The organism is Proteus penneri (genome assembly GCF_022369495.1).
GTDB classification, from domain to species: Bacteria; Pseudomonadota; Gammaproteobacteria; order Enterobacterales; family Enterobacteriaceae; genus Proteus; species Proteus penneri.
This window is the reverse complement of sequence record NZ_CP059690.1, coordinates 1,611,716-1,624,960: the sequence shown is the minus strand read 5'-3', so window position 1 is coordinate 1,624,960 and position 13,245 is coordinate 1,611,716. Positions and strand designations below refer to the sequence as shown.

Here is a 13,245-nt window from a genome sequence, read left to right as displayed (position 1 = left end):
GAGAATAAATGAATACAGTGAGTAAACTTATTAGTAGGCACACTCACTGTATTGTTATATTAATTTAGTAATAGATTAAGCTTTAGGATCTGGGCCGAATCGGTTGTCACCTTTAGTACCTTCAAGGCACATAAAGACAAAAACAATTAATCCACCAACAGCAGGAATAAATGCAAGTAAGAACATCCAACCTGATTTATCTTGGTCGTGGAAACGACGAATAGTTACGGCAAGGCTAGGGATGATAATAGCTAAAGAGTAAATACCTAAAATGATACCAACAATTGAACCTAACCCACTCATTTCACCCGTATTCATGTCTATTGATGAAATCACAATAGCATATAGGATGGTAATAATAATGGTATTTACTAGAGTAAACATCCAATATTCTTTTCTACGAGCACGTCCTGAAAAGTTAGCATAATTATTTTTAATGACTTCCAAATACCAATTCATGATTTCATCCTTAATTTAGTAGCAACAATGAGTAAGCCTAGTGTAAGTGATCTTTCTTAGCAATTAAGATAAATCTAAATTATCAAAATATGTATTTTGAACAGAGATCATCTATTATCCACCCTTTTTAATAGGGAGTGGATTTAATTTTTGAATTAGTCATAAGGTATATCTAAATGACACATTTTTTGTGCCTTTATAGAATAATACAGATATGAACCTGCTAGGCGGCGATATCATAATTACTTTGAAAACTTAATTCAACATTCATTCCCGCTTATTTTTAGAAAAGATAGTTTTTACAGGATTTTCTATATTTTTATTTATCGAAAATGAATACATAAAAAAGATTTTATCTCTTATTATTAATCAAAAATGATGTAATTAAAGTGATTTTATCAAATAATTTGATTTAAATTTAGTTAATTATGGATAAATGAAAATATTTACTTTTGTGCCTTATTTTTATAACAAAAAACTTTATATAAAATAAGTTATTAAAAGATATTTAATAAGAATAGGTTAAGTTTTAATGACATGAAAGAGCAATCCACTATCTTAAATAAAGATAAAAGGGCCGAAGATAATTTCAGCCCTTTCTTTAATTTTATTTTATAGTTTACCGTATTCGGTGTTAATTATATGGCTGTATATACTTTACTTTTATTTGACTTTCATTCCGGCTAACGTCATTAAAAAGCGAAAGAGGGAAGAAACCGTGAATAAGGCTAAAACACTACAAAACCAAATAGTAATTAACCATCCCCATTTTTTTAATAATGAGGGTTTACTTTGTATTTGTGGATCAGTGATAACCTTCTTCATAATTTGTTTTTCCTCTGAAAACGTAATAACTCCAGAATGTGTAAACGAGAATAATAGGGATGATAAACAGCGCGCCAACTAACATAAATCCTTGGCTTTCTGGTGGAGCCGATGCATCTACAAAACTAATTGCAGGTGGAATAATGTTAGGCCAAATGCTTATCCCTAACCCAGCAAAACCCAAGAAAATTAAAGCGAGCGCGCCAAAAAAAGGAAGGTAATGCCCTTGTCTTTTCACTGAGCGCAAAATTAACCAAGTACTGTACAACACTAAAAGAGGAACGGGTAAAAAGAAGAAAAGGTTAGGCAATGTGAACCAACGTTCAGCAATTGCAGGTTGCGCTAATGGTGTCCATACACTGACGACCACAATAATGGCAAGCATAATGAGAGCAAGAGGTTTAGCAACCTTATATAGATTTTGTTGTAAATGATCTTCGGTTTTCATAATCAACCAGCCACATCCTAATAAGGAGTAGGCGACAACTAAACCAAAACCACAGAAAAGTGCAAAAGGCGACAGCCAATCAAAATAGCTACCTGCAAAGGCGCGATTAACAACCGGTAGACCTTGAACAACGCTACCAACGACAACACCTTGCATAAAGGTGGCTAAGATAGAGCCAAAGATAAATGATTTATCCCAAAAACCTTTGTGATTATTATCGGCTTTAAAACGAAATTCAAAGGCAACACCACGGAAAATTAGTGCGACAAGCATTAATGTTAAAGGCATTGCCAAAGCATCAAGAATAACCGCATAAGCTAATGGGAAGGCGCCAAATAATGCAGCTCCTCCTAGAACTAACCATGTTTCGTTACCATCCCATACAGGGGCAACAGTATTCATCATTACGTCACGATCTTGGTCACTTTTAATCAATGGATAAAGCATACCGATACCAAGATCGAAACCATCCATCACGATATACATTAGCGTACTAAATACGATAATGATGAACCAAATAACTGGTAAATCAATTCCCATGATGAACCTCCGGTGTACCTTTGCGGATCAGTTTTAACATATAGGCATATCCAACACCGAATACAGAGCTATAAACGACTAAGAAGATCAGCAGGCTTATACTCATATGCATTTCACCATGTGCAGATACAGCATCTCGTGTTCGCTGTATGCCATAAACAACCCAAGGTTGACGACCTACTTCCGTTGTAAACCAACCAGCAAGAATAGCGATAAGTCCCGAAGGCGCCATTAAAAACGTTAAGCGTAAGAAGGTCTTAGATTCATAAAGTTTCTTTTTATATCGCAGCCAAGTTCCCCAAACACCGACGAAAATCATTAATATGCCAAGGCCAACCATAATGCGAAAAGACCAGAAAACGATAAGTGAGTTAGGTCGATCTTCTTTAGGAAACTCTTTTAATGCTGGAACTTGTTTCTCTAAGCTATGAGTTAAGATCATGCTACCAAGATAAGGAATTTCTATTTTATATTTCGTTTCTTCGGCATCCATATCAGGTACACCAAAGAGAATTAACGGTGTCGCTTCTCCCGGTTCATTCTTCCAATGACCTTCAATAGCGGCAATTTTAGCAGGCTGATGTTGTAAGGTGTTTAAACCATGAACATCACCAATGAGTGCTTGAATTGGTGCTAAAATTAAAATCATCCATAAAGACATTGAAAGCATCTTTTTCATGGCTGATGTTTTATGGCCTTTGAGTAGATGCCATGAGGCAGATGCCGCAATAAAGAAGGCAGAGGCAAGGAAAGCGGCAACACCCATATGAGCAAGACGATAAGGGAACGATGGATTGAAAATAACGGCGATCCAATCTACTGGAACGACTTGGTTATTTATAATTTCAAACCCTTGCGGTGTTTGCATCCAGCTATTTGAAGCCAAGATCCAAAACGTAGACATTAATGTGCCTAATGCCACCATACAGGTTGCGAAAAAGTGAAGTTTTTCACCTACTTTATTCCAACCAAACAGCATCACGCCTAAGAAACCTGCTTCTAAGAAGAAAGCGGTAAGTACTTCATAAGTAAGTAGAGGGCCTGTAATTGAGCCCGCAAAATCAGAGAAAAAACTCCAGTTGGTTCCAAATTGATAGGCCATGACCAAACCAGAGACAACGCCCATCGCAAAGTTAACAGCGAATATTTTTGACCAAAAATGAAATAGCGCTAAATAATCCTTATTGCGCGTTTTTAACCATAAACCTTCCAGTACGGCTAAAAAACTAGCCAGTCCGATAGTAATTGCGGGGAAGATAATATGAAAAGAAACTGTGAACGCAAACTGGATACGCGCCAAATCAAAGGCACTTAACCCAAGCATAAAAACCTCGTTTTATTGATATAAAAATGTAAATCGCAGGTAAATCGTGTGGATTAGTAGACCATATGACAGTAAGCTATAATAGTGACAATAAGTTTAAAAATAACTATAACAGTTTTGAGGTAAACAGTTTTATATGACTCGATATGAACAGCTTGCAGCGCAAATACGTCAACAAATTGAAGATAATATCTGGCAATCTGGCGACCGTTTACCTTCATTACGGGATACGGTGAAACAATCTGGTTTAAGTTTAATGACGGTTTTACAATCGTATCAGTTATTAGAAAGTCAAGGATGGATAGCAGCGCGACCACAATCAGGTTATTACGTTGCACATCGTAATAACCGTTTCGGTCAAGTGACAGCCAGCAAAGGGTTACACATGAGTGAAAATGTTGAAATAAGCACCTCTATTTTCAATGTACTTCAAGCGTGTAAAGATCCTGACATTATTCCTTTTGGTTCCGCTTTCCCCGATCCCAGTTTATTTATTCAGCCTAAATTAAGTAGGGCGTTAGCTTCTGCTGCAAGACATTTAGCGCCGCAAAGTTCAGTGATCAATCTACCTCCGGGAAATGAAAAGTTACGCCGTAACATTGCACAACGTTATGCATTACAAGGAATTCATGTCTCTCCAGATGAAATTGTGATTACTGCCGGCGCAATGGAATCACTAAGTTTTAGTTTGCAAGCCGTTACTGAACCGGGTGATTGGGTTGTGATTGAATCACCTGCATTTTATGGTGCATTACAAGCAATAGAGCGTTTGCGATTAAAAGCGATTGCCATTAGAACAGATCCAGTAACAGGAATTTGTTTAGATGAACTCGAAAAAGTGGTTGAGCAATACGATATTAAAGCTTGTTGGTTGATGAGTCATTGTCAAAATCCATTAGGTGGAACAATGCCTGATGAAAATAAAATAAGGCTGGTGGGCATATTAGCGAAGAAACAGATAACGCTAATCGAAGATGATGTTTATGGTGAACTCTATAACAGCCAGAAAGCACCTATGCCAGTAAAAGGGTTTGATAAAACAAATAGCGTTTTACATTGTGCTTCTTTTTCTAAATGTCTTGCGCCAGGATTTCGTGTAGGTTGGGTTGCCGCTGGAAAACACGCAACAAAAATACAGCAGTTGCAAATGATGAGTACAGTATCTGCGAGTATGCCAACACAACAAGCTATTGCCGATTATTTGTCACAAGGTGGTTATGATACGCATCTTCGTCGATTAAGATTAGTATTAGAACAAAGACGTTATCGTATGTTACAGGCGATACAAACGTATTTACCAGAAGATGTAAAAGTAAATATTCCATCAGGAGGATATTTTCTTTGGTTAGAGTTTGAATCAACATTTGATGCGAATAAACTCTATCATTTTGCACTAGAAAGAGGTGTCAGTATTGCGCCTGGTTCAATGTTTTCCACTAGCTCCCAATTTGATCATGCATTTCGTTTAAATTCTTCTTTTCAATGGAATAGTCGTACTGAAAAAGGAATGGAAATAATAGGTGCAGGGTGCAAGAACTTACGACGTAAATAGCTGACGTCAGTGCACACTTTTAAAAGTTACCTATTGATTTATTGGCGGTAATCTCCAATGATTAATCCTTAACCTCATTATCAGACTGATAGCCAGATATTGCAGGAGGATACAATGAAGCTACGTTGTTTTGATCAACAAGAATTACCGTTTATATCATGGAATAATCAAAAAGGCACAACGCAAGAAATTGTGTGCTGGCCAGTTAATAATGATTTTTCATGGCGAGCGTGTTTAACCTCCATCGAAGAAAATAGCTCATTAGGTCAGTTTCCTGATATTGAACGGCAAATAGTGTTATTAGAAGGTAATGGTATCAATTTAATTAGTCCAGATTTTCTTAGTCATTCCGTTACAGACGCTTATCAGTCTTTTAATTTTTCAGGTGATACCTATGTTAAATCTGAACTTATTAAAGGCAGCGTAAAGTGCCTAAATATTATGGTGCGAAGAACATGCTGGAAAGCAGAGACGACTTTAGTAACACAACCGCTTATTTTGCCTAGCTCTCATGCGGGGTTAATTTATGTCACTCAAGGTGAATGGACTTTACTAGGCGCGACTTGCCAAAGTTTATCAAAAGGACAGGGGGCTTGGTGGCTACCTGATATTCGAGAAGGTGAAATAAGACCGTTAACCGCAAATTGCCAATTATTATGGTCAGATATTCGACCACTTAAATAGAGGCATTCTTGTGGTCAAATACTGACTAGAATAATAAATAGTGCTTAGGATTAAGGTTAATTTAAAGCCAAATTAATTGCCGCAAAAGTGAGTAATCCACCTGCAATACCATCGTTATAGCGACGACGTTTTTCACTTAAACCGCCTTTTAAGCCAATATAAGCAAAAAAGGTGCCGAGTAGACCATAAATAATTAAACAAGTCGTGATAAATATCCCAGATAACAGCAATGATTGTGTTGCTATATCATTATGATGATCAATAAAGTTTGGTAAAATAGCGAGATAAACTAATAGCCCTTTAGGATTAAGAAAACTAGTTAAAAAACCTTTACGAAATAAGTGTGAGGTTTTTGAGGCATCGAGAGCTAATTGGCCTTTTTTGCAGGCGGATATCAACATTTTGACTGCAAGATAACTGATATAAAACACACCAACCCATTTAAGTAAATGAAATAAAATGGGGGATGCTGATACTAAGGCGGCAAGCCCTAATGCACTCAATAATGCATGAGTTAAATAGCCTGATATAACGCCAGTGTTGGCAATCCATGCTGATTTCATACCTCCGGATAGTCCTTGGGATGAGATAAAAAGAATATCGGGCCCAGGTGTACATATCAGCGGTAGAACAGTCAGTGCAAATAATAATAAAGTGTTAAATTCCATCTTTTCACCTGACAGAGATAGTTTAAGAGAAAGATCGTTTTTGCTGTGAAATTTAGCGGAAAGATTATATGATGTTTTCGAAAAAATCGGGTTGCTTTGTTGCTAACAAAAAGAATTAATTGGCAATAAAATTCCACAAATAGAATTAAGGTTAATCTTTGATGTCAATAAAATTAGATAAAATAGATAAACATATTTTGCAGGTGCTTCAGCGTGATGGCAAAATCCAGAACATTGAGCTAGCAAAAGAGGTTGGACTCTCACCTTCTCCTTGTCTTCGTCGTGTGCGTTTACTTGAAGAATCGGGTGTGATCACTCGTTATGTTGCTGTATTAGATGGTAGTAAGGTTGATGCGGGATTATCTTTATTTGCAAGAATTTGGTTTAGAGCACAAGATGCTGAAACTATTGAAGAATTTGTAAAGGCGATCAAAGTATTACCTGAAGTGGTTGAGTGCCATTTAATGGCGGGTGAATGCGATGCTCTTATTCGAATAGTGACGAAAGATTTAGCAACATATCGTCGCTTTCATGCCGATTATTTAACGCAAATTCCAAGCATCCAAAGTATAAAAACAGAAGTACCAATGGAAACGGTAAAAGTGAGTTTTGCTTTACCACTTTAATTTTCTAATCATCTAGATTTAGTTGATTTTTAATCATCACATAATATGTGAGTAGAGAAAGCCTCTAGTTCAAAATTGAACTGAGGCTTTTTTATAACTACTTTTTGTAACTATAAGTTAAATAATCCCGCTTTAATAATGGAGCTAATAAATAGCTTTATTATATTTAATTTCTTGTTTAGATTATCAATAAAGAAATTTATTTTTATTGAGATGAATTGGCAAACTCTTTTGTGACAATTTCAGTAGCTTTAGCAATAATATCTTTACGGTATTTTGCATCTTTTTCTTGTTGTGTAAAATAAACGACTAAAATTAATGGTGCATGGTTTTCTGGCCAAATAACGGCAATATCGTTAGTTGTACCATAATCACCACTACCGGTTTTATCGCCAACAATCCAGTGTTTTGGTAAACCCGCTTTAATACTGTGATCACCTGTTGTATTACCTTTTAACCAAGTAACAAGTTGTTGGCGTTGAGATTGACCTAATGCGTCACCTAATGTTAATGCTTGAAGGCTTTTAGCCATCGCAATTGGAGAGGTGGTATCACGAGGATCACCATGAATGGCTGTATTTAATTCAGGCTCTTTGCGATCTAGGCGATAAGTTACATCATTAATTGAACGTGCAAATTGAGTAACGCTGGAAGGTCCTCCTAAATAATCTAGAATTTTATTCATTGCCGTATTATCACTATATTGCAAGGTGGCTGCACTTAATTGAGCTAAAGACATTCCTGTTACTAAATGCTTTTCTGTAATAGGACTGTAAGCAACCAAGTCAGATTTTTTAATCGCAATGTTCTTATCTAATAATCCCGCTTGTTTTTCACTCTCTTTTAAAACAGCCGCAACAGCCATAACTTTACTTGTACTTGCCATCGCAAAACGTTCTTCACCACGGTATGTTATTTGTGAGTTATCTTCCGTGTTGATTAAAGCCACTCCTAAACGACCTTGATTGTATTTTTCAAGCTCACTTAATTGCGCTTCAATTGTATTATTGGTGTTAGCCCATAGAGTGGCGGATGCCAATAGAGATATTAATGAAACTGCGATCGCAGCAGTTTGGCGAAATGTTTTTTTAAACATAGTTATTGTTGCTCATATTAATTTAATGAAGAAAATATCAATATAAATAGACAGTTATTGCGTAGATATAGAGCCGTTTATTTATACGGTGCAATATCCTATTTAATTGATTTATTGACAATCGATAATAAATCACCTTAGCTTATAGAAAATCTAATGGCTAAACGTACTATGCGAACTCATCTCCCCCTAAATGCATTACGTGCATTTGAAGCTTCAGCAAGACATCTTAATTTTACCAAAGCGGCATTAGAACTGTATGTCACTCAAGGGGCTGTTAGCCAACAAGTGAGGATGTTAGAAGATCGACTTGGTGTTACTCTTTTTAAGCGACTACCTCGAGGCTTAGAAATGACGGATGACGCGCAGATCTTATTTTCAGTATTAACAACAGCTTTTAGTGATATTGAGCGTGTATTTAAACAATTTGAATGTGGTGAATATCGAGATGTGGTTTCCATTGCGGCTGTCGGCACATTCGCTGTGGGATGGTTATTACCCAGATTGGCTGAATTCAGGCAACTCTATCCAAGAATAGAAGTAAATTTGAGAACCAATAATAATGTGGTTAATTTAGCTACCGAAGGATTGGATTTTGCTATTCGATTTGGTGAAGGGTTATGGCCTTTAACTCATAATAAAGCCTTATTCTCTGCACCATTAACGGTCTTGTGCTCACCAACAACAGCAAAACGACTACATTATCCAACTGACTTAATAAATGAAAATTTATATCGCTCATATCGAGAAGATGAGTGGTTAAAATGGTTTGAAAAAGCAGAAATATCACCGATAAAAATAACGGGTTCTATTTTTGACTCCTCACGTTTAATGATTGAAAGTGCAATTTATGAAGGGGGAGTTGCATTAGCTCCAGCAAAAATGTTTTCAAGAGAAATTAAGAATGGACAGTTAGTACAGCCCTTTAAAATAGAAGTTGAAATGGGTAAGTATTGGTTAACGTATTTAAAGTCAAAACCAATGACCGCCTCAATGGAAATATTTCAGCAGTGGCTAATAAATGAAGCACTAAAAGAGTGTTGTGAGTGATATAAAAAGCACTGATGAGTTTCAGTGCTATTTATTATTTTTACTCGCAGTATCGTCTTTCAATTACAAAGAAAAATGCTCTTTTACTATTTCTCGTCCTATCTCAATAGACGCTGTTGCAGCAGGTGATGGGGCATTACACACATGTAATGAACGTTTACCTTTCACAAAATGGAAATCATCTACTAATTTCCCTTCGCGAGTTAATGCTTGAGCTCGAACTCCCGCAGGACCAGGATGAATATCTGCTTCACGTAAATCAGGAATGAGTTTTTGTGCATTTGCCGTAAATAGTTTTCGTGAATATGAGCGGCGAAGCTCCGCCATTCCTTCACCTAAATAATTTCCAGCAATTTTCCAAAATCCTTTATAAGTGAGCACTTCAGCAAGATCTTTTAAGTTAATATCGCTTTTTTTATAGCCTTCACGTTTAAATGCCAATACTGCATTAGGCCCAACATCGCGATGTCCGTTATACATGCGCGTAAAATGTACACCTAAGAAGGGAAAATCAGGGTTAGGAACGGGATAGATAAGATGGTTTACTAAGTAGTTTTTATTAGTATTAAGCATAAAATATTCACCACGGAATGGGACTATTTTCATACCTGTGTCATAGCCGGCCATTTTAGCAATACGATCGCTAAATAAACCGGCGCAATTAATCAACCATTTGCTTGTAAATTGATTATTGGATGTTGTGATGGTGACAGTATCATCGTTTTCATTAATGGCTGTAACCGCTTGTCCAAACGCAAATTTCCCACCTCGTGATTGAATAATTTCAACATGTTTCGCCGCAATTTCAGGGTAATTCACAATACCTGCATCCGGAACTAATAGAGCTGCAATACCATTGACATAAGGCTCTCTGACTTTAAGCTCAGCTTCCGTCATTTTGATCACTTCAAGCCCGTTTTCGATACCACGTTGATAGATATTTTCTAATGCTTTTAACTCTGCTTCATTGGTAGCAACAATAACTTTGCCACAACGGTCATAATAGAGATTATGTTGTTGGCAAAACGCATATGTCGTAATATTGCCTTGTTTTGCTAACCTTGCTTTAAGGCTTCCTGGTGTGTAATAAATACCTGAATGAACAACATTACTGTTATGCCCACTTTGGTGAACAGCAGGGCCTGATTCTTTATCAATCACCAGTAATTTAAGTTCAGGTTGGCTTTCTTGTAATGCACTGGCAACGCCTAATCCGACTAATCCTGCACCGATGATAATAACGTCATAAGTCATAATATTATCCATTTTACAAAGAGTGAATTAACTGATTTTTTGTTGTAAACGCTTTAATTTGCCACGTACGTTGGTTAAATGAAGACGCATTCTATGGCTTGTTTCATCGTGATCTTGTTGGCGTATAGATTCAACAATTGCTTCATGTTCTGCAATAACACGTTCTGTTTCCATTTCTCGACCTTTATTTTGGCTTAATGAATACATTAATACCCCAAGATAAAGCTCATGCATGTTATCTAAAATCCGAACAAAAAAAGGATTATGGGAAGCGACCATAATAGATCGATGAAATTGATAATCTTCTTCATGACCAATGTTTTTATTTTGCTTAGTTGCCAAAATAAAGGCTTGATGCGCGTTTTCAATAGTAAGTAATTCTTCAGGTGTCCGACGTAAAGCGGCAATAGCTGCCGCTTCATGTTCAATGACCTCACGCATTTCAAGCAAAGAATCTATCTCTTGAGGACGTGCAATTTCCATTACAATAGGTTCATATTTACTCAAGATAGAATGGTCTATAACACGTCGTCCTCCACCTTGACGAGAGGTAATAATTCCACTCGCTTCTAAGACACCTAATGCTTCTCTGATAGGGACTCGACTGACGCCAAAGGCGTCAGCAAGTACATTTTCAGAAGGTAACTTTTCACCAATAGGGTAAGTTCCGTTGCTAATATTTTGCTTTATCTGCTCAAGAATTTGATGCGACGCTTTTTGGCGTGAGATCTTTTGTATCATCTAGTTTTCTCCAGATACATGCCCCATATTGGTTAACTGTTTTTTAGACCGTAATAAATGGAATGTACCGGTTAATAGGATCAAGGCGACACCTAAAAGGTCGGTATATAAGCCTGGTTTAATCATTAGAATTGCCGCTGCTGCAAATGCAATACGCTCAAACCACGTTGTTTTAATCATCCAAAAGTTTGCTGTTGCGATACTGAGTGCATAAATTCCGACTAATGCAGTAATAATCATTAATCCAATGGAAAGTACACCTAAATTATCACCTTGCATCAGTAAAGCTGGGTTATAGACTAAAATAAACGGAATAATAAAACCGGGAAGTGCTAAGCGAACCGCATCCCATGATGTTTGCATTGGATCAGCTCTTGCAATACTCGCTGCGGTATAACTTGCTAATGCTACTGGTGGGGTAATATTGGATAAAGCACCAAACCAGAAAACAAAGAAGTGAGCCGCTAAAGGCATTACACCCGCTTTAATTAAAATAGGTGACACTGTAACTGCTACGACAATATATAACGCTGTTGAAGGCAAGCCCATACTTAATACGATACACACCAGCATAACGACTAACAAGATCATCCATAAGGTGTTATCCGTCATTGAAACAATATTAAAGGCGAGTGTTGCACCAATACCTGTCATCGTAACAACACAGATAATGACGCCAATGGCCGCACAAGCAACAGTCACTTGAACAGAACCACGAGCTGCTTCAGCTAAGGCGTCAGCCACTTTAGTTAATGTCATACGGACTGATTTATCAGGCGTTATCCAACTTGCAACAATAATGGTTAGAATACCTAAGAAACCGGCATAAATAGGTGTTTTCCCCACTAATAAGGTGCCAATAACAATAATTAAAGGTAGTAATAATAAACCTCGCGCTTTCAATACGGCTTTAACTTGTGGAATATTCTCTTTACTTAAACCTTTTAATCCTTGTTTTTTAGCTTCAATATCAATGGCCATAATTAAGGCTGCGTAATACAACAAGGCTGGAATAATTGCTGCAATAACAATGGTGGTATAAGAAATACCTAAAAATCCCGCCATAATAAATGCAGCAGCCCCCATAATAGGTGGCATTATCATACCGCCTGTTGATGCTGTCGCTTCTACGGCACCGGCAAAACGAGGCGTTAATCCAATGTTTTTCATTAAAGGAATGGTAAAAGTACCCGTTGTTGCGACGTTGGCGACAGCACTACCACTTAATGAACCGGTTAATGCGGATGAAATAACGGCAACTTGGGCAGGCCCTCCACGACGACGACCAGCCATAGCCAATGCTAAATCATTAAATAAAGCAGTAGCACCACTGACACTCAAGAATGAACCAAAGAGAATAAAGACCACAATAGCGGTGGAGGCCGTTGAAAGTGTAATACCAAAAATCCCTTCACTGGTCATAAATAAACGGTATAACAATCTTTCTACAGAAAATCCTGCATGACCGAAAATACCCATAAAATACTGACCAAATAAAGCATAGATAATGGCAAAAGTTGCAAGTCCTGGAATGAAATACCCAGTAGTTCTTCTTGCTGCTTCAAACAGTACAATAATTCCTAATATAGCCATGACATAATCGGTAGTATTTGGAATGCTTTTTCTCACAACGTGAAGATCAACGTAATTAAAGAAAAAGTAGCCATAACTGATTAATGTTAAAGCAATAAAAAGATAATCCCATCCATTAAATTTAGGCGTTGAAAAACGCTTGGAAAATGGAAACAAAATAAAGCCTAAAATTAAAATACCGCTAAGAAAAATCGTATTACGGTAAAATTCTTGAGTATTTGATAATGCGTTGGAATAAATAGCGTAAAGCGAAATTAATATTGCAAGAGTCGTGGTAATTTTCAGGTAAATACCTGCAAGTTGGCGATTGCCGGAGCTTGCTTCTTTATCTAATGCAGGTGGCTCTACCGGAGTTAGGTGGTCATTGTTAGTCATAACTCACTCC

The 13,245-nt window shown here is 37.0% G+C and carries 13 protein-coding genes; 4 read left to right on the top strand and 9 right to left on the bottom strand.

Annotated features, from left to right (window positions below; all coding sequences use genetic code 11):
- Positions 1-75 precede the first annotated feature (75 nt).
- From H1225_RS07400 to H1225_RS07385, 4 genes are all read right to left on the bottom strand, one after another.
- Positions 76-459, bottom strand: a complete 384-nt coding sequence (locus H1225_RS07400; protein ID WP_006536506.1) for a DUF805 domain-containing protein — start codon at positions 457-459, stop codon at positions 76-78.
- Positions 460-1,122: 663 nt separating this feature from the next.
- Positions 1,123-1,284, bottom strand: a complete 162-nt coding sequence (locus H1225_RS07395; RefSeq protein ID WP_006536508.1) for a DUF2474 domain-containing protein — start codon at positions 1,282-1,284, stop codon at positions 1,123-1,125.
- On the bottom strand, positions 1,265-2,272 hold the full coding sequence (gene cydB, locus H1225_RS07390) for a cytochrome d ubiquinol oxidase subunit II (RefSeq protein ID WP_109400542.1): 1,008 nt from the start codon (positions 2,270-2,272) through the stop codon (positions 1,265-1,267). The genes H1225_RS07395 and cydB overlap by 20 nt, the downstream gene beginning before the upstream one ends.
- Positions 2,262-3,596, bottom strand: a complete 1,335-nt coding sequence (locus H1225_RS07385) for a cytochrome ubiquinol oxidase subunit I (RefSeq protein ID WP_219515695.1) — start codon at positions 3,594-3,596, stop codon at positions 2,262-2,264. Before H1225_RS07385 ends, cydB begins: the two co-directional genes overlap by 11 nt.
- 136 nt (positions 3,597-3,732) lie before the next feature.
- On the opposite strand from H1225_RS07385, the gene H1225_RS07380 reads away from it, so the two are divergent.
- A complete protein-coding gene (locus H1225_RS07380; RefSeq protein ID WP_006536513.1) occupies positions 3,733-5,148 on the top strand; it encodes an aminotransferase-like domain-containing protein in 1,416 nt (471 codons plus the stop codon).
- A 114-nt stretch (positions 5,149-5,262) separates the two neighbouring features.
- Entirely contained in the window at positions 5,263-5,832 is a 570-nt protein-coding gene (locus H1225_RS07375; protein ID WP_006536514.1) for a HutD/Ves family protein, read from the top strand.
- Between the two features lie 56 nt (positions 5,833-5,888).
- On the opposite strand, the gene H1225_RS07370 is transcribed toward H1225_RS07375, so the two are convergent.
- A complete protein-coding gene (locus H1225_RS07370; RefSeq protein WP_072064053.1) occupies positions 5,889-6,500 on the bottom strand; it encodes a LysE family translocator in 612 nt (203 codons plus the stop codon).
- Positions 6,501-6,661: 161 nt separating this feature from the next.
- On the opposite strand from H1225_RS07370, the gene H1225_RS07365 reads away from it, so the two are divergent.
- Positions 6,662-7,126 carry an Lrp/AsnC family transcriptional regulator gene (locus H1225_RS07365; RefSeq protein ID WP_023582027.1) on the top strand — a complete coding sequence of 155 codons (465 nt, stop codon included), beginning with the start codon at positions 6,662-6,664 and terminating at the stop codon, positions 7,124-7,126.
- A 205-nt stretch (positions 7,127-7,331) separates the two neighbouring features.
- On the opposite strand, the gene bla is transcribed toward H1225_RS07365, so the two are convergent.
- Positions 7,332-8,222 (bottom strand): class A beta-lactamase, encoded by an 891-nt coding sequence (gene bla / locus H1225_RS07360; protein ID WP_109847369.1) that lies wholly within the window; start codon positions 8,220-8,222, stop codon positions 7,332-7,334.
- Between the two features lie 171 nt (positions 8,223-8,393).
- Between bla and H1225_RS07355 the strand changes: the two genes are divergently transcribed.
- Positions 8,394-9,272, top strand: a complete 879-nt coding sequence (locus H1225_RS07355; protein ID WP_109847426.1) for a LysR substrate-binding domain-containing protein — start codon at positions 8,394-8,396, stop codon at positions 9,270-9,272.
- A gap of 63 nt (positions 9,273-9,335) precedes the next feature.
- On the opposite strand, the gene lhgO is transcribed toward H1225_RS07355, so the two are convergent.
- The 3 genes from lhgO to H1225_RS07340 are packed head-to-tail and all read right to left on the bottom strand — an operon-like array spanning position 9,336 to position 13,235.
- On the bottom strand, positions 9,336-10,538 hold the full coding sequence (gene lhgO / locus H1225_RS07350) for an L-2-hydroxyglutarate oxidase (protein ID WP_109400537.1): 1,203 nt from the start codon (positions 10,536-10,538) through the stop codon (positions 9,336-9,338).
- Positions 10,539-10,553: 15 nt separating this feature from the next.
- Positions 10,554-11,267, bottom strand: coding sequence for a FadR/GntR family transcriptional regulator (locus tag H1225_RS07345; protein WP_109400536.1), 714 nt, complete (start codon positions 11,265-11,267; stop codon positions 10,554-10,556).
- The gene (locus tag H1225_RS07340) at positions 11,268-13,235 is read right to left on the bottom strand and encodes a TRAP transporter permease (protein WP_072064049.1); all 1,968 of its coding nucleotides are present in this window, start codon (positions 13,233-13,235) and stop codon (positions 11,268-11,270) included.
- Between the last annotated feature and the right edge of the window lie 10 nt (positions 13,236-13,245).